A 22,849-nucleotide genomic window follows, 5' to 3' on the forward strand; every position below is an offset into this window, starting at 1 on the left:
TGCATAAGGATTATAATTTATAAGCACAATGAAGTATTTTAGTAAAAAATGGTTTTTGTCTGTTGTTATTGGCTCGCTTGCACTAATTTCTACAAGCTATGCTGAAGTGGCATTTGAATCTGGCATAAATACCAAGATTTTAGAGACTTTTGGAGTGAATGCAAGCTTTTTAGCCCAAATGCCAAATGCCCTAAAAAATGTGAATGAAGAGGAAGAATGGCAAAAATTAGTGCATCGCTTTGATTCTAATTACCAATTTATCCCAATCATTAAAAGCATGCTAAGAGAGGCTAATGTGCCTCAAGAATTTTTATTCCTAGCTATGGCAGAATCTCGCTTTTCAACAAGGGCTTATAGCAAAAAAAAGGCTGTAGGTATTTGGCAATTTATGCCAGAAACTGCTAGAGAATTACGCCTCAAGGTCAATCACTATATTGATGAAAGAAGAGACCCTATCAAAAGCACTCAAGCAGCGATTGTCTATCTCAAAAGACTCTACAAACAAACCGGACAATGGTATTTAGTAGCTATGGCTTATAATTATGGCTTACGCAATGTGCAAAACGCCATTAGAAAATCTGGTAGCTCAGATATTAAAGTCTTGCTAGATGAAAATAAAAAATACCTCCCCAAAGAGACACGAGACTATATCCGTTCTATCTTAAGTCTTGCTTTAAGGTTTAATAGCTTAGATAATCTTAAGAATAAAGAATACTTGCTCAATCGTGGAGCAAGAGTGAGTTTAGTTGGGGTGCAACTTAAAAGACACACTTCTTTAGAAAAAGTCGCTCACAATTTACAACTAAGTTTAAAAACGCTCAAATCTTATAACCACCAATTCCGCTATAATATCCTCCCCTCAAAAGCGCCTACCTACACGGTCTATATCCCTTATGAAAAGCTCGCTCTTTTTAGACAACGCCAATTTAACCAAAATTTTAGAAAAAAGACTCCTTCTATCCAAAGGCAAGCTAATCAGTCCTATAGGCATTCTAAAAATCTCTTTCTTACCCATGTTGTTTTGCCTAAAGAAACCTTATTTTCTATTGCCAAGCGCTATAAAGTTAGCATTTCAAGCATTCAATTAGCTAATAATCTTAAAAATTTTCATATCACTATTCATCAGCGCCTTTTAATCCCCCTTGATAAAAAATTTGCTCGTAATGAGGCTTTCTAATGAGAAAATATCCTATCTCTTTACTCATCTTAGCACTTATTATGAGCGCTTGCGCTCACAAATCAGAAGACCAAGTGGTGAAAAAAAACTTATTCTATAAACATGAAAGTTTGCGTGCGTATGAAAATGCTAGAGATTATGACCCCACAACTAAAACTGCCACTTATAAGCGTAATTTCTTTGAACGCCATTTCAAACACCAAGAGATTCCACAAACTAATAACACAACCAATCAAGCCCTAGATAGTGGCATGCGTGATTCTAGCGCCATTCAAAGAGCCACTATGCGCCCTTATCAAGTAGGCGGAAAATGGTATTACCCCACCAAAGTGGATTTAGGCGAAAATTTTGATGGCATTGCTAGTTGGTATGGTCCAAACTTTCATGCTAAAAAAACAAGTAATGGCGAGATTTACAACATGTATGCACACACTGCAGCACATAAAACTTTGCCTATGAATACTATTGTAAAAGTGATTAATAAAGAGAATAATCTAAGCACCATTGTGCGCATTAATGATAGGGGGCCTTTTGTGAATAACCGCATTATTGATTTGTCTAATGCGGCTGCTAGAGATATTGATATGGTTAAGAAAGGCACAGCCAATGTGCGTTTAATCATTTTAGGCTTTGGAGGCATTATCTCTAAGCAATACGAGCAAACCTTTAATGCTAATTCTTCAAAAACTTTGCATAAAGAATTTAAGGTTGGCGAAAGTCAAAAAAGTGTGAGTGGAGGGAGATTTTCTTTGCAAATGGGTGCGTTTAGACGCAAAGAGGGTGCTTTAGAATTAGCAGAAAAATTAAAAACTGAATACAAAAACTACTCTACTAAAATTATTGAAATTAATGGCTTAAATAAAGTGCTTATGCAAGGTTTTCAAAGTGAAGAAGAGGCAAAAGACTTCGCCTCTTCTCATCATAAGGGAGCGATTTTAGTTAGAGAATGATTAAGTTATTGCTTTTAGATGTAGATGGCACACTCACTGATGGCGCATTGTATTTTGATGAAAATATGCAAGAAATCAAAGCTTTTAATGTTAAAGATGGGCTTGGCATGGTGCTATGGAAAAAGCTCAATAAGGAAATTGCTATTATTACCGGCAGAACTTCGCCTATTGTAGAAAAGCGCATGCAAAGTTTAGGTATTCAACATGTTTTTATGGGGGTTAAAGATAAGGGCGCTATTGTTAGAGAGCTTAAACAAAATTTGAAACTTAGCACCCAAGAAATCGCATGCGTAGGCGATGATTACAATGATTTAAGCATGTTTAAAGAATGCGCTCTAAGTTTTGCGCCCTTTGATGCGCATGCTGATATTAAAAATAAAGCTAGTAGAGTATTGCAAAGCTTAGGAGGTAAAGGGGCTGTTAGAGAGGTTATTGACTATCTTATAGAATTAGAGGGTTTAAAAGATGAAGCATTTAGGCTTTACCTCTAATAGTGTTTTAAATTTTTTTATTATTCTCTCTATTATAACTATTGGCTTAATTTTTTTCTTTTTACGCTCCCAGCCTACTAGCATTATCTCTAAAGAAAACATTCCAAAAATTGAACTAGAAAATTTTAAGGCTTTTCAAATGAGTGAAGATGTGATTGATTTATCCATTCAGGGTAAAAAAGCCTTGCAATATGATGATTATGAAATTTTTTTTGATTCCAAAATTAGTCGCTATAACGAAAATGCCATAGAAAGCGTGCAATCCAAAGAGGCTAAACGCCAACAAGATTTGTATTTTTTCCCTAAAGGCGTAACTTATACTAGAAGTGATAATTCTAGCTTTTGGAGTGAAACAGGCGTTTATAATCATAAAGAACAAAACTTTAAAGGCAAAGGCAAATTTGTGCTTGTTTCAGATGAGGGGGAAATCAAAGGGCTTGATATTAATTATTCGCACAACGCCCAACGCATTCAAGCCCAAAATGTGCAAGCCGAATTGCTTTTAGACGAAATCAAAAAAAGTCAAAAAGAAAATAAAAAATTCCCCTCTTTTCAAGGGAAGTTTTAAATGCGCTTGGTATTGTTACTTGGTGTTTTATTAGGGCTTTTAAGCAATGCTCTCATTGCAGAGCCACAAAAAAAGGGGCTTTTAGCTAAAAAAGAGCGCTTAGAGATTACAGGCAATAAATTTGTAGCCCAAGATAAAACCAAGATGGCTATTATTCAAGGCAATGTGCAAATTAAAAAGGGCAAAGACAGGCTTTTTGCCGATAAAGTAAGTGTGTTTTTGAATGACAAAAATCGCCCTCAACGCTATGAGGCAACCAAAAATGTGCGCTTTATTATTTTTACAGAAGATAATCGTGAGATTCAAGGGAGTGCTGACAAACTCATTTATAACGCTCTTAGTGGAGAATACAGACTGATTAAAAATGCTATTGTTAAAGAGATAGGAAAATCTAATACCATAACGGGTGATGAAATTATCCTCAATAAAACCAAGGGCTATGCTGATGTGCTAGGGAGCGAGAACCACCCAGCTAAATTTATCTTTGATATTGAAGACATTAATGAAGAAAATCGCAAGGCTAAATTAAAACAAAATGCTAAAAAAACCACCCAAACCAAAAAACCTAGCCAAGAGCTAAACCAAAAATCCAATAAGGAAAAGCCATGATACATATCAAAGAGGCACAATTTGTAACTTCTGCGGCCAAACTCTCTCAATGCCCTGCAAGTGCGGTATCTGAAATGGTCTTTTTGGGGCGTAGCAATGTGGGTAAAAGCACTTTTATTAACACCTTATTAAATAAAAACCTTGCTAAAAGTTCTGCAACTCCGGGTAAAACTCGTCTAGCAAACTTCTTTACTACCACTTGGGAAGATAAAGAAAAAAACTTTCAAACCACTTTTAATGTCATTGATTTGCCCGGATTTGGCTACGCAAAAGTGTGCAAAAGTTTAAAGAAAGAATGGGAGGGCTTTTTATGGGAATTACTAAGCACTAGAGTTTCTATTAAGCTATTTGTGCATTTGATTGACTCACGCCATTTGAATTTGGATATTGATATAAACGCTAGAGACAATCTACAAGCGATTTTAAGACCAGACCAAGTTTATTTGCCCCTTTTTACTAAATTTGACAAACTTAACAAAAATGAGCAACACCGCCTTTTAGCCAATTCTCCTCAACCTTTCTTAATCAATACAAATGATTTTAGCGCTCTTTCTTTTAAGTTTCCTAATCTTAATATGGTGCGCCAAACTCTCTTAAATTACTTGCTTAACCCCATACAAGCGATTTAAAATGCACTCACACCAATCTCTAAAACACAGCCATTTTTATACCCCCTTATTATGGTGTGCGCTCTTTTATATTTATAGTCTCTTAAGGGATTTATTCCCTATTTTACCCCCTATGATTGGGGTTTTATTCTTAGTTTATGCGAGAGTGCATGAGCGCTTTTTGCTCTGTATTGGTGTGTTTGTTTGCTTATTTTCGTTTGAGAGCATGCATATGCAAACTTTAGGGATTTTAACCCTTCTGTTTATTGTTTATCATCAAATATTTTATAAAAATTCATTGCGCTTTTTAAATAATAGTTTTATCTTTAAAAGTTGGCATATCTTTGCGATATATTTCTTGTATTTATCGCATTTTTTCTTTGATATACCAAATTGGAACACTCTCTATCCTTTTGTTATTTTTGCGCTCATAGAAAGCGCCTTATGGAGCTCTTATGAAAAACTTGCGCTATAACCTATTGCTATTTCTTTTTGTCGGCGTTTGGACTATCCTTGCTCTCAATCTTTTTGTCTTAAGTGTAAAAAATCAAGAATACTACGAAAAATTAGCTGAAAGAAACATGACTAAAAAAGAATTTTTAGTCCCAAAAAGAGGCAATATCACTGATAGAAACAACAAGTATTTAGCTGTAAATGAGCTTGTTTTTGGGATTTTTTTACCGAGTATGCTCAAAAAAAAGGAGCTTTTAGAAAAAATTAACATTATCCAACATTATTTTCCCCATTTTACCAAAGAGGCTCTTTTAAGCAATTATCAAAAAGAAAATTCACTCTACAATCATAATCTTATTAAGGTTATTGGCTTTATTCCCTATCAAACCATGCAACCACTTTACACCAAACTCATTCAACATGATGGCATTTTTGTGCATCCCCTAAACAAGCGCCACTACCCCAACAATGCACTTGCCTCGCATATTCTAGGCTATGTGGGTGTAGCAAGCTTGCAAGATTTAAAAGATGATGAAGAAAATCAATACAGCCAAATTGTAGGCAAAATTGGCATTGAAAAAGAATATAACAAACATTTAAGGGGCAAGGTTGGCTACAAGATTATGCGTGTGAATGCGCTTAATCAAGAATTAGCCACTTTAGAAGTTGTGCCTCCTAGCACAGATAATCATTTGCAATTAAGCATAGACAAACGCTTGCAAGAAGAGGCAAATGAGCTTTTTAAAGATAAGCAAGGCGCACTTTTAGTAATGAATGTCAAAAATGGCGAATTATTAGTGGCTGGAAGTTATCCTGAATATAATTTGAATGATTTTATTGGAGGCATTAGCCAAGAAAAATGGCAAAAACTCCAAAACGATGTTCATAACCCCCTTTTAAATCGCTTTAGCAACGCACTCTATCCGCCAGGCTCGGTAGTAAAAATGGGTGTGGGGCTAAGCTTTTTAGAGAATTTAAATATCACTGAAGATACCACTATTTCTACACCTCCTTTTATTGAGGTAGGCAAGCGTAAATTTAGGGATTGGAAAAATACAGGGCATGGAAACTCTAATCTTTATAAAGCCATTAGAGAATCTGTAGATGTGTATTTTTATAAATTTGGGCTTGAAATTTCTATAGAAAAACTCTCCAAAACTTTAAGAGAAGTAGGTTTTGGGGAAAAAACAGGCATAGACTTACCCAATGAATTTGTAGGGATTGTGCCAGATAATTTATGGAAACTTAAGCAATTCAACCAAGATTGGAAAGTAGGCGATACGCTCATTACTGCTATAGGTCAAGGCTCGTTTTTAGCTACACCTTTGCAAGTGCTTGCTTATACCGGTTTGATTGCTACAGGCAAGCTTGCCACCCCACATTTTGCTATGAATGCCACACACACGCTTAAAGACCCTCTTAGTGATTTTCAAAAAAAGAAACTAGGGGCTTTACGCATGGGCATGTATGAGGTATGCAACCATAAAAATGGCACCGCTTATTATTCTACAAGAGGTTCTAAGGTAACTTTAGCTTGCAAAACCGGCACCGCTCAAGTTGTAGAAATCCCTCAAAGCATGATGGTGCGCATTAAAGAAAAAGATATGGAATATTTTCATCGCTCCCATGCATGGATTACGGCATTCTTACCTTATGAAGACCCAACTTATGCGATTACTATCTTAGTAGAACATGGTCAAGGAGGCTCAAAACTTGGGGGGCTATTAGTCAAAATGAGTAATAAGCTCTATGAGCTTGGCTATATTCCTCAAAAGAGTTTAAAAACACCCTCTCTCTTACAAGAGGACTAAACCTCATTTAAATATTGATTTTGCTTAATAAGTTCTTTTTGTAAAAAAGCTTAGAGATTATCCCCCCATAATCACTTCTTTTTTGGATATATTTCTAATTGGCTCTGTTATAAATCAATATTAATACTTAACAATCTTTTTAATAAATTAATTTCTTTGATGATAAAAACTCTTTTTTTAAGGGAGGGTTTTTAAGCCTTATTTTGTTTGATTCAAGGCTCTTTATGTGTTAATACACACAATTAAGTGCTTTAAGATTAAAGGCTAAATTCGTATCCAATGTGCTTTTAAGACCTTGTTAGATTGCTCAAACACCTACAAGGTTTTCAAAGCTAAGAGTTTAACGCTAAAAAAAGCGTTAAACTCTTTTGTGTTTTATTATCAGCGCTTAAAAAATAAGTTAAGGCTTATACCTATCAAGTTAATATAAAAATCAAAAAGATTAAAATGCTGGAATAATCTCACCCTTGTAGGTATCCATAATAAAACGCTTGGTCTTATCGCTCTGTAAGGCTTGGATAAGCTTTCTAATCCCCTCATTTTCAGCATTATCTTCACGAGTAGCTAAGATATTGACATAAGGCGAATCCTTGCTTTCTGAAAATAAAGGGTTCTTAAGCTTACCCTGTAAAGCATAATTTCCGGGCACTATAGCGCCATCTACATCGTCTAAAATCTTAGGCAACATCGCAGACTCTAAGGGCTTGATTTTGATGTTATAAGGATTTTTTACAATATCAAACTCATTGGCATATAAATTGCTAGGGTCTTTAAGTGTAATGATTTGTTGCTTATGCAATAAAAGTAATGCTCTGCCTTGATTGCTTGGGTCATTTGGCACAGCAATCACAGAGCCTTTTTTCAAATCTTTAATATTAGTGATTTTTCTGGAATAAAATCTCAAAGGCTCTAAATGAATGCTTGCTACATCAATTAAATGCGCATGCCTATCCAAATTGAATCGGTCTAAATAAGGGCGGTGTTGGAAAAAATTCGCATCTAATGAGCCATCCATTAAGGCTAAATTAGGCGCAACATAATCAGTAAAAGGCACAATCACTAAAGCAATGCCTTGCTCTTTTAAATCTTGCACGACTGATTGCAAAATTTGAGCATGTGGAATAGGTGTAGCCCCTACTTTAATCTCTTGGGTTATTTCATATTTTTCTTTCTTTTGCTTGTGCTTATGGGCTTCTAAAGTATTCAAACAGCCTAAAATCACCATAACCATACAAAAAACACGCTTAAAAATATTCATTAAAATCCTTTAATAATAATCTTTTTGAATCAAATTCAAAAAAGCTTAAGACAAACATCTAAATTAAAAACAAAAACTAAAAAATGAAAAATGAAGAAACAAGAGAGCCAAAGCTCTCTCGCTAAAAATAAAAGCCGTTAAATCAAAGCAACCAATTAAAGGTTTTTTGCGTGGTCTTTAAGGTATTCTGCAACGCCTTCAGCAGTAGCTTTCATACCCTTATCACCTTTTCTCCAACCAGCTGGGCAAACTTCACCATATTCTTCAAAGAATAAAAGTGCATCAGCCATGCGAAGCATTTCATCTACATTTCTACCTAGTGGTAAGTCATTGATAACTGCGTGGCGCACGATTTGATTTTTGTCAATTAGGAAAGAACCTCTTAAGGCAACTGCCTCATTAAACAAAATATCATAATCTCTTGAGATACTTTTGGTAATATCAGATACCATAGGGAAAGATACTTGACCAATACCGCCTTTTTCTACAGGGGTGTTCTTCCAAGCAAAATGCACTTGCTCGCTATCAATAGAAACACCAATTACATTGAAACCTTTATCTTGGAAATCTTTCACTCTGTGGTCAAACGCAATGATTTCTGAAGGACATACAAAAGTAAAGTCCAAAGGCCAAAAGAAAAGAACCGCACCATTTTTACCTAAATTCTTAGATAATTCAAACTCTTTATCAATTTGGTTATTCCCTAAAACAGCAGATGCTTTGAAATTAGGGGCAAGTTTAGTAACTAGCATAATATACTCCTATATTTAAATATTATTATGAATCAATAATTTAATTCATTTTTCCATTTAAGGAAACAAAGAGAAGTATATTCTTAAAAAGTTAATACCCATAAGCTTTTCTTATTAAAATACCTATAATTGATGAAAAATAGTTTCATTTTTACTATTTTTCACTTTTTCACTTTTTTAGATAATGTTTCCAATTAACAAATGATTTTTTAAGAGTGTTATAATATCCCCTTAAATCATATCCACATGTAAGAAAGGTTGCTATCTTATGCTAATAACTCGTTTTAAAAAACCTATTGTCTCTTGTTTATTGAGCGTATTTTTAGGCTCTATGGCTTTACCTAGTGTTTCTAGTGCTACTACACAAGAAATCAAACTCAAAGATTATTTTGGAGAGCAAACTTTTAAGCTCCCTATCCATAAAATGGTTTATTTGGGGAGCTATGCTGAAGTGCCAGCAATGCTTGGCACTTGGGATAAGGTTGTAGGGCTTTCTCGCTATGGTTTTAGAATTGATATTAACCAAGTAACCGCCAAGAATCTTAAAAGTATTCAATCTATTGGTGGAGACCATCTCTCAGCCCTAAATACTGAAGAGCTTAAGAAGTTATCTCCTGATGTTGTAGTAACTTTTGTAGGCAACCCTAAGACTATTGAATATGCTAAAAAATTTAATATTTCGTTTCTTTCTTTTCAAGAACAAAGCATAAAAGAGGCTATGAATAATATTAAGGCACAAGCTAGTCTTTTGCAAATTGATGCCTCTAAGAAGTTTCAAAAAATGCAAGAAACTTTAGACTTTGTCAAAGAACGCTTAAAAAATGTCAAACGAAAAAAGGGGGTAGAATTTTTTCACAAAGTCAATATGGTAAGTGGCTATCACACTATTAGTTCTGATATTTTAGAAAAAGGTGGTATTGATAACTTTGGCTTAAAATATGTCAAATTTGGGCGTGCTGAAATTAGCATGGAAAAAATCGTTAAAGAAAATCCAGAAATTATCTTCATTTGGTGGGTAAGCGCCTTACAGCCTGAAGATGTTTTAAATAACCCACAATTTGCCACTATTAAAGCTGTAAAGAATAAGCAAGTTTATAAACTCCCCACTATGGATATAGGAGGGCCTAGAGCGCCTTTAATTAGTCTCTTTATCGCAACAAAAGCCTATCCAGAAGCTTTTAAGGGTGTAGATATTCAAAAGATTGTTAAAGAATATTATGAAGTTGTATTTGGATTAAATGAAAAAGAAATAGAACAATTTCTTTGGAAATAACCTATCTAAGCCTTGCTAAGAAATCTCATCTTTAGCATATCTTGCAAGGCTTAAAACTAGCCCAATTGCTATGCAGTTGGCTAGTAAAGAGCTACCTCCATAGCTTAAAAAAGGCACTGCTAACCCCTTAACCGGAAAAATCCCTCCAACTCCAAAAGCATTGATGACTAAAGAAAATCCCAACAATAACGCTACCCCCACACAAAAAAGCGCATGTTTTGGCTCTTTTAGGCGATTAGCAATCTTAAAAATAAACACCATTAATACCACAAACACCATCACACAAAACAACAAGCCTACAAAGCCCAATTCTTCTGCAATTCCAGCTAGAACCATATCTGTATGCACTTCGCTTAAAAACCCTAGCTTAATTTGCCCTAACCCTAGCCCTTGCCCTAAAAATCCACCATTATACATAGCATTTCCTGCATGGAAAATTTGATAAGACTCAGGCAAATCATTCATTCTAAGCGCATTAGCTAGTTTATCTGGCAAAAAAGCAAAAAATGAATTTTGTAAATTTGACCACCATAATTTTAGGCGCAAAATCCTATGTGCACTTGTAACAATAGCTATCACGCTAATTGCAAAAGCCCCTGAAACAATTAAGCCAAATAAGTGCGCACTTCCTCCAGAAAACACCAATAAAACGGCTAAAACTGCTCCCAAAAGAACAATTTGTCCTAAGTCATTTTGCATAACCCCTACTACAAATGCTAAAAGCAAAAAAACGAGCGAATAAGGCACAAAAGTAATCACCTCTTCTTTCACGCTCGCCCTATCTTGCAAAACAAAAGTGCGAGACAAACTCCATGCTAAAAAGAAAGTAAAACCAATTTTTAAAAATTCTAAAGGTGCTAAAGAGAAAAATCCTAAACGAATCCAACGCTTTGCTCCTCCTGCGCTACTAGAAAGACTTTCTGGTAAAAATACCATGCCAATTGTTAGTAATAATGGAAGAAAGAAAAGTAAAAAACCCAGACGACTAAACCATTTTTTTGGGTCTAGCTTGGAAAGCCCCCACATAATTCCTATACCCAAGAAAGCACTAAATAATTGGCGCACAAAAAAATGAAACTCTCCATAATGATACAGCACAACACTTGTATAGCTTGAGAGAGAATAACTCATTAGCACCCCTAAAAAAATCAGTGCTGAGACACAAAAAAACAGATTTCTATCTGCAGTCATTTTCTTTCCCCATATTTCTTACTAACTATCTAAAAACCTTTAACTCAAAAACCATTGCCAATAAAATTTAAGGCACTTTAGAAGTATTTTACACTATAATAGCCCAAAATTTTGCTCGCTTTTTAGCGTCCCTTTAGGGTTTTTGTATTGTTTTATGCACTTGCTTAGGCTAGTTTGGTTATAAATAACTCAAAGTTGGAATAAATTTTGCATACTGCAATAGTCGTGTGAATAGCTAAATTGTCAATAATAGGGTTAAAGGGGTTTTAAATGGATTTTTCTAAAGCGTTCCCACTTGCTTATAAGGCATTAGATTATAGAGCGTTACGCCAAGATATGATTGCCTCTAATATTGCTAATGTGGATACGCCCTTTTACAGACCTAAAGATTTAGATTTTGAAAGCGTCTTAGCACAAAAAAAGGCTGAAATCTTTGATGATAAATCTAGTCAAGCCCTATCACTAGCTTATACAGACCCTAAACATTTAGGGTTTGTAGATAGCGATTCACAAGGGGCAAGTCTCTTTTATAGAGATGGGCATTTAGCAAAAAATGATGGTAATAGTGTGGATTTGGATATTGAAACAAGCGAAATGGGCAAGAACTCTACTATGTATCTAGCCCTAAGTGCTGCGTTGAAAAAATATCGTGGCGTAATTAATTATGCCATTGAATCTAGTAAGAGTTTGTAATTTTAGTTTTATAAGGAAAAAACATGTTTTTATCTTCTTTTGATATTAGTGGTTATGGGTTGTCAGCTCAACGCTTAAGAGCCAATCTCATTTCTTCTAACATTGCCAATGCTAATACTACACGCACTAGCGAGGGCGGTCCTTATAGAAGACAAGAAGCCGTATTTAAATCTTTTGATTTTAATGAGATTTTAAATCAAAAATTAGCTCAAAACAATACTATTGTGCCTTATGAAGACCCCTTAAATGAGGGCGATGAAAACCCGCTAACTCCTATAACAAGTGTTTATGTGGATAAAATCGTGCGTGATGACAAAGAACCATTAATGAAATATGACCCCACACACCCTGATGCTAATGCTCAAGGCTATGTAGCTTATCCTAATGTGAATGCAGTGGTAGAAATGGCAGACTTAGTTGAGGCAACAAGGGCTTATCAAGCCAATGTTTCAGCATTCCAAAGCGCAAAGAATATGGCACATAATGCAATTAGCATGTTACAAGCATGAGTTAAATTTGATATTTAATAGGGTTAAAATTACGAGCGTTAACTAAAACATGGATAAAATATTTTATAAAATAGACGATTTAGAAAAACTAAAGAGCTTAAGGAGGTTCTATGCAAGCCATACATAATGACAAAAGCTTACTGAACGCTTTCTCTGAGCTTAATACTGATAATAGAGCCAGACAGGAAGAGACAGGAAACGCTTTCAAAGAGCAAAAAGGCGGAGAGTTTTCACGACTTCTCAAGCAGTCTATCAATGAGCTTAATAGCACACAAGAGCAATCTGATAAAGCTATCGCTGATATGGCAACAGGGCAAATCAAGGATTTACACCAAGCGGCCATTGCGATAGGAAGGGCTGAAACAAGCATGAAACTTATGCTTGAAGTGCGCAATAAAGCCATAAGCGCCTATAAAGAACTCTTAAGAACACAAATTTAGTTTTTAAGTGTTTTGTTTAAAAAAAGCTTTAACACTCCTTTTATACCCCTTTTTATTGGGGTGTGCCTTAAATAAACGCTTAAAATTTTTCAAAATAATAGCTTTTGTTGCCCATGCCTTTCTTTTAATCTTTTGCCAACATAGCCCACTAAATTTTTCAAAACGATTGAGAACTTGATATGGACTTACAAGAAAATCCCCAAGAAAATTCATCAAGCCCTTTTGATTCACAAACCTTTCTAACAAGTCAAAAATATAAAAGCGCTATAGCTACGCTCGCATTTTTAGTGCTTTTTTTACTCTTTTTAGCTGTGGCTCTATTTAAAGCCACTTTTCCTAAAAGCAACATGCCAAACTTAATAATCAATAAGCAAGATATTGCCACAAGAGGCACCATCTATAGTCAAGATGGCTATAGCCTAGCAAGCTCACAAAAACTTTTTAAACTCGGCTTTGATACAAGGTTTTTAAACCCCGAAAAAAAAGAATTTTTTATAGATTTTCTCTCTATTTATAGCAATATCCCTAAAACATCTCTAAGAAATTCTCTCAATACTAATGGCTACACCACCCTAGCTTATAATCTCACGCCAAATACGGCAGCTAATCTCAAAGATTTAAATAAAAAATTCCTTACTTATGGCGTTTTTCAAAACTTTAAAGATAAGAATAATAAAATTTGGCAAAAACAAGGGCTAGATATTGAAGTAAGCGGTGTTTCTAGGCATTACCCCTATAAAGATAGTTTAGAGCCAATTGTTGGCTATGTGCAAAAAAAAGAAGAAGATAAGCTCACTATTACCACCGGAAAAAAGGGGATTGAAAAAGCTCAAAACAATTCGCTTGATGCCCAACAAAATGGTGAAAAAATAGGCAAAAGAGATGTGAGCTTTAATTTTATTCAAAACCGCTCTTACATAGAAAAAAAGCGCCTTGATGGCTTTGAAGTGTATTTAAGCATTCCCCTAAAACTCCAAAAAGAGATTGAAGTCCTTTTGGATAAAACTAAGGCCAAACTCAAAGCCAAGGAAATTTTAGTAGGTATTATTAACCCAAAAAGTGGGGAAATCCTATCTCTAGCTACAAGCAATCGCTTTGACCCAAACACTATAAAAACAAGCGATTATGAGAGCTTAAATCCTAGTGTAGCTGAAAAAGTTTTTGAGCCCGGTAGCACGATTAAACCCATTGTATATTCTTTATTATTAGATAAAAACCTTATCAATCCTAAAGCACGCATTGATTTGAATAAAGGTTTTTATCAGCTTGGTAAATACACTATTAAAGATGATTTTATCCCTAGTCAAAAAACCATTATAGAAGATATTCTCATCAAATCTAGCAATGTGGGCATGATAAAAATTAGCAAAAATCTAACTCCTGAAGATTTTTATAACGGGCTTTTAAATTATGGCTTTTCGCAAAAAACAGGCATTGATTTATCTTTAGAAAGTCAAGGGAAAATCCCTCCCTTAAATGCCTTTAAGCGTGAGGTTTTAAAGGGAAGTATCTCTTATGGCTATGGATTGAATGCCACTTTCTTGCAACTTCTTAGAGCCTATGGCGCATTCTCTAATGAGGGCAAATTGGTTACCCCCTACTTAGTGCAACGAAAAACTGCTCCAAATGGCGATATTTATATCCCCACACAAAAACCTATTATTCAAGCTATTAGTAAAAAAAGCGCTCAAAAAATGAGAGAAACCTTGCTTAAAGTAGTGCGTTATGGAACCGGTAAGGGCGCTCAATCTGAGGGATTATGGGTTGGAGGCAAGACAGGAACTGCTAGGATAGCCAAAGGAGGTGGCTATAGCGAAGAATCCTACAACAGCTCTTTCTTTGGTTTTGTAGAAGATGAAAGGCGTGTTTTTACTATTGGAGTAGTTGTCTTAGGCTCACATGGTAAAGAAGAGTATTATGCTAGCAAGGTTGCTGCCCCTATTTTTAAAAATATCACAGAAATTCTTACTTATTATCGTTATTTAACCCCTTCTATGTCTATTCAAAACGCTTTAGAAAAACGCCACTTAAAGTAATTTAAGTCTTTAAGCTAAATAAAAAAGTTTTTAGATAGAATAAAAACTCTTTTTGTATTGTAAAAGTGTTATGAATTTTATTGTAAAGGGAATTGATGTTAGCTACTTATCAAAAGTGTGTTCAAATTGCTATATTGTTTATGTTAAAGCTTTTAAGAAAGTATCACTTCCAAGCTTTTTGGATGGGTGTTATTGAGATGATAGCTGATAGAAGTTATGAGCCAGAAAAACTTCTTATGGGAGTCAAAGTTAAGACAATTGAAAGCTTGTTGCCTAGAAAAGACCGCATTGTAAATATGAGAGCTTGCTTTAAAGCATTTTTGTGATTTTCGTTTTAATAACTCACAAAATTTAGCTTGTTTAACCACAGATATGCGTTTTTTGCAAGATTTATATTTAAAGAATTTAGAAACACATCAAATTGCCCCTTTCTTAGAAATTAAAACAGCTACTTTTCATACCGCTACAACAGAACATGGAAAATATGAATTTAAATTTGGACTTTTAGAAACACCCTATATTTTTGAGGGTTCATGGGGCATTACCATTCAATACATAAACGAAAAAGGTAACCACTTTCTTTATAGAATTAGTTTTTGTAAAACTCATCACAATCACTTGCTTATTGGCGCTATTCAAGGTGTAAAAGATTTAAATGAATTGCATTATCAATTTTTTGCCAAATATTGCAAGACTAGACCAAACTTTTTCTTAATCAAATTAGCTAAAGAATTAGGAGAGGTTCTAGGATGTTCTAAAGTGCTTGGTATCCCAAATAACGGACAAATTTCTCTCAATGGCAACAACCAAAAAGTTTTCCAAGACCATGATAAATTTTTTGCCAGCTGTGAGGCACAATTAGTAGAAGTAGACAATTTTACCTATTGGGAAATTCCAAAAATTGAAAAGGCTATTGAAGAATACCCTCAAAAGCACCGTGCTAAGCAACGAGCTAGAAGAAAAATTATGCAAACTTTTAGGGAAAGTTTGCAAGATATTATTGTTTTAAAACCACAGAATTTAGCAACCAACCCCCCCCCCAAAAAAAACAGAACTTATATAAACATTTTATGGCATCTTAAAAGATTCTTTGAGACTGCCTTTTTACAAGATTCACTGATTTTAAAATTTTTAATTAGATGAATTAAAAGCCTATTTTTTATAGATTTTTTATGAGATTATTTAAATCAAGCCCAAATCTACTATACACAGAGAAAATGCCCTTAATGCTCATAGTGTTTTAAAAATTAACCCTCTTTTAATGCCCTTTCTAGCCAATCAAGCATTTCTGTAAGCACTTCTTCTTTACTATGTTCATTTAATATCTCATGTCTTAAGCCACCAAAAAGTTTTATCATTACATTAGAAGCGCCTTGTCTTTGCAAACATTCCATAGCACGCACCACGCCTTTTGAAAAATCCCCCGCCACATCATCGCTCCCACTCATAAATAAAACCTTCAAATCTTTAGGCACTTTTTGAAAGCGAGAAAAACACTGCCATGACCCTATTAACAGATTAAAAAAGCTATTAGTAGTAAAAGAAAACCGACATAATGGGTCATTAATACACTCTCTAATTACATGTTCATTTTTACAAAGCCAACTCCCCCTTAAGCCTTTGCCAAAGCGTTTCACTCTAAGATTTTTAGAAAAAATCTTTCCCATATCCCATGGATAATCAATCTTTAATAATTTTGCTAAACCAACTATCATAATCCCAATAGGTATCATCAAAATAGGCGAGGGTGTGCCTATTAAAATTAGCGCATCAGGTTTAAATGCGCCTCTTTGCACCAAGCGCCTAGAAAGCATTGAGCCCATGCTATGTCCTAGTAAAACATGTTTGTGGTTAGGAAGTTGCTCCTTAATAATAGAACCCAATCTTTCCAAATCGCTTATTGCCTCTTCAAAACCATTTTTTCCCATTTCGCCTAAAAACACATCGCTTTTATTAACACTCTTTCCATGCCCTCTATGGTCATTGATAAAAACATCATAGCCCCTAGCACACAACTCTTCACATAACCATGCGTAGCGCTCCTTATGTTCTATCATGCCATGAGCAATTTGCACGACAACACCAATAGGATTTGTAGGCGTGTATTGATGGTAGTGAATTTCTAGATTTGAGGTGCTTTTAAAGCGTAAGTCAGTCTGCATTAATTAATTCCTTGCAAAAACTCTTAATGAGTTTTTAATAAAACAAGTCTAATTGTAGTGTAAAAATAAGAATAGTTAAATAAAAATAAGACAATCCCCCCTAGAAGTAGTCCCCCCTCCTTACCAACAAACTAATGCACTTCACTCCAAACTTTCTTTTTCCAAGCATAAGCTAAGAATGCCAAGATAGCAAAGAATGCCATAATCTTAATGCCCAACGAGTTTCTCTCATCTTTTTTTCTATCACCCGCTTTTTCTAAATAAGTGATAACTTGTTTTTGAGCTTTTTCACTCAATCCCACTCTAGGCATAGCTGTGCCTTGCAAAAGCTTTTGAGGGTCATTAATAAAGACATTTAATCCATGCTCGCCCTTAGCTCTAATCATCATGGATAAATCAGGCACTTCAGAGCCTAAATAGTGCACTAAATCTTTAGTATTACTAAAGGCTTTATCTTTAGCATAATCTAGGCTATGACATCTTTGACAGCTTTGAGCAAACACTTCCTTATCGCTCAACTTTTCAGGCAAAATAGAAGTGAGATACGCCACAATATCGCTTAAATCTTTATCGCTAAACTGACTAAACGCCGGCATAGGATAAGGTTTCTCATCATTGAATTTATGACTCAACTTTGCTGTTTTTACAGGGTCTTTGATAAAGTGGGCTAAGAAATTTAAATCTAGCACCCCAGCAATATGGCTTAAATCTGGTGGCACCACCCCAAAAGAGCTACTCTCACTAATAGGAGCTGGAATGTTTTGAGATTTAATGCCATGGCAAGCGGTGCAATTCTCTGCTACAAGTTGCTTACCTTTATTAACATCGCCATTTTTCAAATCCATAGGCTCTAAGTCTTTGAAAGCAAAGTCTGCCGGAGCGACTTTAGGATGCATTACAGAATGCGCATAAGGCTCAACCCCATAATAAATCGCTCCAATAACAACAATGAGTAAAACTAAAATCTTAAACTCTCTCATCTAACACCCCCTTGGTTTTTTCTCTCAGCTATCGTAATAATAGGTAGCACCACAAAGAAAAGGGCTAGGAAAGTTACTGAGCCTACCAAGCCAATATACTTACTCATACCAAGTGGTGGCAATTTACCATAGATAGTCAATACAATCATATCTACAATTAACACCCAAAACCATACCATAAAGGCTTTACGCTTATGTGCAGGAGCAACCACTTGACTTCTATCTAAGAAAGGGAGTAAGAAGAAAATCACTTGTGCCACACCAAAAGCCGCCAAACCTAAATCAGCATTAAAGAAAAAGCCTCTTAAGACTTCATAGCTCCATAAGAAATACCACTCAGGGTAAATATGATGCGGAGTTTTAAGGCTATTAGCTCTTTCAAAGTTGATAGGGTCCATAGCAAAATCATAGTGATAGCACACCAAATAAAAGAAAAAGACCATGAACGCACAAACCACAAAAATATCCTTAGACAAGAATACCGGCCAAAAAGGAATGACTTTAGATTCTTTTTTCTTGCCTTCAATAAATTTTTTCTCTTCTAGCTCAAAGTCAATTTCTTCGCCCTCTTGATTATTGACATGCGGAATGCGTAAAGAGTAAAAATGCACCCCAATGAGTAAAATGATTGTAATAGGTAGCAAGAATACATGGAGCATAAAAAAGCGTGTTAGAGTCGCATCAGCTACAACATAATTACCCCTAATCCACTCAACCACATCAGCCCCAATAAAAGGAATGCCCCCAAATAAATTTGTGATAACGGTTGCTGCCCAATAGCTCATCTGCCCCCAAGGTAACATATACCCACTAAAGGCTTCCGCACTAAAGACCACAAACAAAATCATTCCGCTAATCCAAATCATCTCACGACCCTTTTTATAAGAGCCATAATAAATCGCTACAAACATATGGATATAAATGATAACAAAAATCATGCTCGCTGCCGTAGCATGCATGTGTCTCCAAAGCCAGCCATAAGCCACTTCTTGCATGATAGTGAAATTCACGCTATCAAACGCCATTTTCGCATCAGGCTTGTAATACATGAGCAAGAAAATCCCTGAAACTACAAGCACTCCAAAGAGCGTTAACAAAATAACCCCCATTGCCCATAAGAAATTGATATTCTTAGGAATCCAATATTCTGTCATTAGCACTTTAGCGAGCTTTTTTACTCCTAAGCGCTGGTCTAACCAATCTATAACGCCATCTGCTTTTCTAATCTCTGCCATTTGACTCTCCTTATGCTTTGCCCATCATTTTCTTATACTCAGCCCCTGCCTCACCAAAAGTGATTTTAGTGCCCTCAATCTTAAAAGGCGGAATATCAAAAGGTCGTGGGGGGGGAGTGCCAGCGATATTCACGCCATTAGAAGTGAAACGCCCCCCATGGCATGGGCACAAAAACCCTTTATCCTCACCCTCATAAGCAGGGATACAACCTAAATGCGTGCAAATTTGAATCGCTGTGGTAAAAACGCCATCGCCAATTTTAAAATCTCGTTTTTCATTAAAGCTCTCTTTTTTAGAACGCTTTAAGATATAAACCGGCTTACCACGCCATTCTACGGTGGAGAATTGCCCCTCTTGCATATTAGCCACATCTATGGTCGTAAAACCTGCTGACACAACGCTTGGAAGCGGGTCCCAAGTCTTTTTCATTGCTACTAGACTAGCCACTGCTCCAACAGCTGTAGCACCAGCTAGGCTCATTCCTAGAAAATCACGCCTTTTAATATCCGCCATGATTACACTCCTTGAATTAAAAATTCCTCTATGATGATTTAAGAGCATAGAAACAAATATTTTACAACAAACTCTCTTAATAATCTTTTTAAAATGAAAAAATAAGCAAGAATTTAGCGCTTTTTCTAGTCTTAAGCCACACTTAGAGCATTTTTAGTGCGCAAATAACTTAGAAGTGTCTCTAAAATATCGTTATCATCTTTGCTAGGAGCTTTTAAACTCTCTTTATTTTCATCATTATAAGTAATGGTAATGTTTTGATTAAAATTAGAAAGCTTTATAATGCCAAGCTTATTAGCCAAAATTTTAAGCATAATAATTTGCAAAAACTGCAAACTTAGAGCATCTAATTTGCCAAATCTATCTTGTATTTCTTGCTCAATTTCACCTACCTCATCAAGCTCTTCACACAAGCTCAAACGCCGATATAAATCTAATCTCAAACTATCACTTGCCACTAACTCAGGGTTAATAAACCCACTCACACTTAATTGAATTTCTACGCTTTTTTCAAGTCTTTTCTTCCCACCACTAAGTTCATAAATCGCATCTTCAAGCATGCGAGTATAAAGAGCGTAACCGATATTTTTAATATGCCCGCTTTGGTCTTGCCCAAGCAAGTTTCCACCACCTCTAATCTCTAAATCATGATAAGCGATACTCTCCCCACTGCCTAAATACGAATTTTTTTCTAAAGCGAGTAAGCGTTTTAAGGCTTGTTCGTTTAAACTTTTTTTATCCTCTATGAGAAAATAACAAAAGCCCTCTTTTTTACCCCTACCTACTCGTCCTCTTAATTGGTGCAAATCTGCTAATCCAAAACAATCAGCCCTATCAATAATAATCGTGTTAGCATTAGGCAAATGAATGCCTGATTCCACAATAGAAGTGCATAATAAAAGCTGATAAACCCCTTGAGAAAATTTCAGCATAATTTCTTCACTTTCATTAGCACTAATTTGTGAATGCAAAATGGCAATGTTAAGCTTAGGAAAGAGATTTTCTAATTCAGTCTTTACTTTTGGAATACTTGCAATATGATTATGGATATAAAATACTTGTCCGTTACGGCGTAATTCCCTATGAATAATCTCTTTTAATAATTCATTGCTCTTTTCTTTTAAGAAAGTGCGATTAGCTTGACGCTCTAAAGGTGGGGTTTTTAAAGAACTAATCCCCTTAATTTGAGAGAGTGCCATATTAAGCGTGCGTGGAATAGGAGTTGCTGACATGCTTAAAAAATGCACATCTTTACTCATCTCTTTTAAAGCCTCTTTTTGTTTGACCCCAAATTTATGCTCTTCATCTACCACCATTAAGCCTAAGTTTTTAAACTTCGCACTTAAAATAGCATGTGTGCCAACTACTACATCAATTTTACCATCTTCAAGTTGTTTGAGAAGTCTATTTTTTTCGCTCGCTTTAACATACCTATCTAGCCTTGCTATCTTAACCCCAAAAGATAACAAACGCTCTTTTAAGGTTTCAAAATGCTGGTGTGAGAGCAATGTAGTAGGCACTACCAATGCGCTTTGATAACCATTTAAAAAGGCTGTAAAAATCGCATGCATACTCACTTCAGTTTTTCCAAACCCTACATCACCACTTAATAATCTATCCATAACACGCCCATTATTCAAATCGTTTGAGATTTCAGTAATGGCTTTTTCTTGATCGCTTGTGTATTCAAAACCAGAAGTTGTCTTAAATAAGCTGAGTTCTGCTAGGTTTGTATCCATAACTTTCCCTCGCACTAAATTACGCTCTGCAGCTAATTCTATAATCTTATCTGCAATTTCTAGGAGCTTTTGGCGCACCTTAGATTTTAACTTAGCAAAGCTCCCTTTGCCTAGTCTATCCATAACAGGCACACTATCGCTTTGTGCGACATAGCGAGCGATTAAATGCAAGTTTTCAACCGGTAATAGCAGTTTGTCTTCGCCTAAATAAGCGATTTCTAAAAAATCTCTTGTGCTTCCTAAAATGCTGTGTTGCACTAATTTAGTAAATATCCCAACCCCATAATCCTCATGCACTACCCATTCACCCACACTTAGTTCATTTAAGGCGAGTTTGGACTTTTTGCGTGCCTTTTTTCTTGCAAAAGAGTTAAGTGAAATAAAGATTTCTTTAGGTGTGCTAAAACGCAATACAAAAGGTGCAATCTCACATTTAATAACGCTTTTATCTATTGTGGGGAGTGCGTTATCTAAAATCGTTTTGCTAGGGGCTAAAAGCGTGATTTGCTTGTGTGAATTTAAAGCAATAAAATTTTCTGTAGCATTTACATGCACTTCTAAATCTTCATAGCCCTGCTTAGTTTCTAAAACCTTTAAATTTTTAAAACGCTTTAAATCTAATTCTTCAAAACTTGCTAATTCTTTAAGCTCCTCTAAAGCCCCATTGCTTAAAATAGTCTTATAGACACTTAATAAATCTTGCGCATAATCTTCTAAAAACCACAACCCCAAAGAAGTTAAATCCTTAGAAAAACTATTAAAATCACTCTCTTCTATTTTTTCTTTTAGATTCTCATATAAATCGCTTGTTAAACTAAAAAGTGCTGGAGCAATTTCTAGCTCTAGCAATTCTTCGCCCACACTCATTTGCGTTATAGGGTCAAATTCCTTAATGCTCTCACAAAGAGTATCAAAAAAGCTTAAGCGATACGCCTTAGAACCCGGAATATAAATATCTACAATATCTCCCCTAAAGCTTGCCTCCCCTTCTACTTCTACCAAGTCTAAAATTTCATAGCCGTAGTAAAAAAGCTTGTCTTTTAAATCTTTTAAATCATAATTTTCTGTAAGAGTGATTTTAAAACTTTCTAAAAGCTCTTTTTTGGGCAAAGGGTGTAATAACGCAGAAATAGGGGCAATAATTATGGCTTCTTGATTGTTTTCTAAGGCTTGATAGAACTCTCTTAAGGCACTTAAAAGCCCCATAAACTCTTCATAAAACGAACGTAGGTCATCGCCTTTTTTAGCCCTAAATTCAGGGAAAAAAATAACTTTAGCATTAGGTCTAAAATAGGAAAAAACCTCTCTAGCAAGCTCGGCCTCTTTAAAGTCCTTGCAAGCAACAATACTCTCTTCAAAGCCTTTGTTTAAGGCATAATAAAGACTAGATTGAATCATTC

Annotated in this window: 21 protein-coding genes and 2 pseudogenes; 15 read left to right on the plus strand and 8 right to left on the minus strand. The window is 35.4% G+C overall.

The window, feature by feature from the left end; all coding sequences use genetic code 11:
• Positions 1-28: 28 nt before the first annotated feature.
• The 8 genes and pseudogenes from HCW_RS00375 to mrdA all read left to right on the plus strand — a co-directional run bounded on the left by HCW_RS00375 (position 29) and on the right by mrdA (position 6,667).
• The gene (locus HCW_RS00375; RefSeq protein ID WP_014660249.1) at positions 29-1,177 is read left to right on the plus strand and encodes a lytic transglycosylase domain-containing protein; all 1,149 of its coding nucleotides are present in this window, start codon (positions 29-31) and stop codon (positions 1,175-1,177) included.
• Positions 1,177-2,127: a septal ring lytic transglycosylase RlpA family protein gene (locus HCW_RS00380; RefSeq protein ID WP_014660250.1), complete on the plus strand. Its 951-nt coding sequence runs from the start codon at positions 1,177-1,179 to the stop codon at positions 2,125-2,127. Before HCW_RS00375 ends, HCW_RS00380 begins: the two co-directional genes overlap by 1 nt.
• Positions 2,124-2,618 (plus strand): KdsC family phosphatase, encoded by a 495-nt coding sequence (locus HCW_RS00385; RefSeq protein WP_014660251.1) that lies wholly within the window; start codon positions 2,124-2,126, stop codon positions 2,616-2,618. The genes HCW_RS00380 and HCW_RS00385 overlap by 4 nt, the downstream gene beginning before the upstream one ends.
• On the plus strand, positions 2,593-3,186 hold the full coding sequence (locus tag HCW_RS00390; protein WP_014660252.1) for a hypothetical protein: 594 nt from the start codon (positions 2,593-2,595) through the stop codon (positions 3,184-3,186). The genes HCW_RS00385 and HCW_RS00390 overlap by 26 nt, the downstream gene beginning before the upstream one ends.
• Positions 3,152-3,795, plus strand: a pseudogene (lptA, locus tag HCW_RS00395) (lipopolysaccharide transport periplasmic protein LptA). Before HCW_RS00390 ends, lptA begins: the two are co-directional and overlap by 35 nt.
• Positions 3,792-4,424: a ribosome biogenesis GTP-binding protein YihA/YsxC gene (gene yihA / locus HCW_RS00400; RefSeq protein ID WP_014660254.1), complete on the plus strand. Its 633-nt coding sequence runs from the start codon at positions 3,792-3,794 to the stop codon at positions 4,422-4,424. The pseudogene lptA and the gene yihA overlap by 4 nt, the downstream one beginning before the upstream one ends.
• A gap of 1 nt (position 4,425) precedes the next feature.
• On the plus strand, positions 4,426-4,878 hold the full coding sequence (locus tag HCW_RS00405) for a hypothetical protein (RefSeq protein ID WP_014660255.1): 453 nt from the start codon (positions 4,426-4,428) through the stop codon (positions 4,876-4,878).
• Complete coding sequence (gene mrdA / locus HCW_RS00410) at positions 4,859-6,667, plus strand: penicillin-binding protein 2 (RefSeq protein ID WP_014660256.1); 1,809 nt, start codon at positions 4,859-4,861, stop codon at positions 6,665-6,667. The genes HCW_RS00405 and mrdA overlap by 20 nt, the downstream gene beginning before the upstream one ends.
• A gap of 442 nt (positions 6,668-7,109) precedes the next feature.
• Here the strand turns inward: mrdA and HCW_RS00415 are convergent, their stop codons facing one another.
• Positions 7,110-7,925 (minus strand): MetQ/NlpA family ABC transporter substrate-binding protein, encoded by an 816-nt coding sequence (locus HCW_RS00415; RefSeq protein WP_014660257.1) that lies wholly within the window; start codon positions 7,923-7,925, stop codon positions 7,110-7,112.
• A 155-nt stretch (positions 7,926-8,080) separates the two neighbouring features.
• Positions 8,081-8,677, minus strand: a complete 597-nt coding sequence (locus tag HCW_RS00420; protein WP_014660258.1) for a peroxiredoxin — start codon at positions 8,675-8,677, stop codon at positions 8,081-8,083.
• A 268-nt stretch (positions 8,678-8,945) separates the two neighbouring features.
• On the opposite strand from HCW_RS00420, the gene HCW_RS00425 reads away from it, so the two are divergent.
• The gene (locus tag HCW_RS00425; protein ID WP_014660259.1) at positions 8,946-9,950 is read left to right on the plus strand and encodes an ABC transporter substrate-binding protein; all 1,005 of its coding nucleotides are present in this window, start codon (positions 8,946-8,948) and stop codon (positions 9,948-9,950) included.
• Positions 9,951-9,965: 15 nt separating this feature from the next.
• Here the strand turns inward: HCW_RS00425 and HCW_RS00430 are convergent, their stop codons facing one another.
• Positions 9,966-11,141, minus strand: a complete 1,176-nt coding sequence (locus tag HCW_RS00430; protein WP_014660260.1) for an FtsW/RodA/SpoVE family cell cycle protein — start codon at positions 11,139-11,141, stop codon at positions 9,966-9,968.
• Positions 11,142-11,411: 270 nt separating this feature from the next.
• On the opposite strand from HCW_RS00430, the gene flgB reads away from it, so the two are divergent.
• From flgB to HCW_RS00465, 6 genes and pseudogenes are all read left to right on the plus strand, one after another.
• Positions 11,412-11,834 (plus strand): flagellar basal body rod protein FlgB, encoded by a 423-nt coding sequence (gene flgB / locus HCW_RS00435; protein ID WP_014660261.1) that lies wholly within the window; start codon positions 11,412-11,414, stop codon positions 11,832-11,834.
• Between the two features lie 23 nt (positions 11,835-11,857).
• Complete coding sequence (gene flgC, locus HCW_RS00440) at positions 11,858-12,343, plus strand: flagellar basal body rod protein FlgC (RefSeq protein WP_014660262.1); 486 nt, start codon at positions 11,858-11,860, stop codon at positions 12,341-12,343.
• Between the two features lie 110 nt (positions 12,344-12,453).
• Positions 12,454-12,783 (plus strand): flagellar hook-basal body complex protein FliE, encoded by a 330-nt coding sequence (fliE, locus tag HCW_RS00445; RefSeq protein WP_014660263.1) that lies wholly within the window; start codon positions 12,454-12,456, stop codon positions 12,781-12,783.
• A gap of 179 nt (positions 12,784-12,962) precedes the next feature.
• Positions 12,963-14,819, plus strand: coding sequence for a peptidoglycan D,D-transpeptidase FtsI family protein (locus HCW_RS00455; protein WP_014660264.1), 1,857 nt, complete (start codon positions 12,963-12,965; stop codon positions 14,817-14,819).
• A 95-nt stretch (positions 14,820-14,914) separates the two neighbouring features.
• A complete protein-coding gene (locus tag HCW_RS00460) occupies positions 14,915-15,145 on the plus strand; it encodes a hypothetical protein (RefSeq protein ID WP_014660265.1) in 231 nt (76 codons plus the stop codon).
• Between the two features lie 43 nt (positions 15,146-15,188).
• A pseudogene (locus HCW_RS00465) lies at positions 15,189-15,962 on the plus strand (DUF535 family protein); the annotation flags it as partial.
• Positions 15,963-16,066: 104 nt separating this feature from the next.
• Here the strand turns inward: HCW_RS00465 and HCW_RS00470 are convergent.
• From HCW_RS00470 to mfd, 5 genes are all read right to left on the minus strand, one after another.
• Positions 16,067-16,981 (minus strand): alpha/beta fold hydrolase, encoded by a 915-nt coding sequence (locus HCW_RS00470; protein ID WP_014660267.1) that lies wholly within the window; start codon positions 16,979-16,981, stop codon positions 16,067-16,069.
• A gap of 131 nt (positions 16,982-17,112) precedes the next feature.
• Positions 17,113-17,961 (minus strand): c-type cytochrome, encoded by an 849-nt coding sequence (locus tag HCW_RS00475; RefSeq protein WP_014660268.1) that lies wholly within the window; start codon positions 17,959-17,961, stop codon positions 17,113-17,115.
• Positions 17,958-19,196: a cytochrome b gene (locus HCW_RS00480; protein ID WP_014660269.1), complete on the minus strand. Its 1,239-nt coding sequence runs from the start codon at positions 19,194-19,196 to the stop codon at positions 17,958-17,960. Before HCW_RS00480 ends, HCW_RS00475 begins: the two co-directional genes overlap by 4 nt.
• 10 nt (positions 19,197-19,206) lie before the next feature.
• Positions 19,207-19,710: a ubiquinol-cytochrome c reductase iron-sulfur subunit gene (gene petA, locus HCW_RS00485; protein WP_014660270.1), complete on the minus strand. Its 504-nt coding sequence runs from the start codon at positions 19,708-19,710 to the stop codon at positions 19,207-19,209.
• A gap of 131 nt (positions 19,711-19,841) precedes the next feature.
• Positions 19,842-22,847 (minus strand): transcription-repair coupling factor, encoded by a 3,006-nt coding sequence (gene mfd, locus HCW_RS00490; protein WP_014660271.1) that lies wholly within the window; start codon positions 22,845-22,847, stop codon positions 19,842-19,844.
• Positions 22,848-22,849 lie beyond the last annotated feature (2 nt).

The organism is Helicobacter cetorum MIT 00-7128, from assembly GCF_000259255.1.
Lineage (GTDB): Bacteria > Campylobacterota > Campylobacteria > Campylobacterales > Helicobacteraceae > Helicobacter > Helicobacter cetorum_B.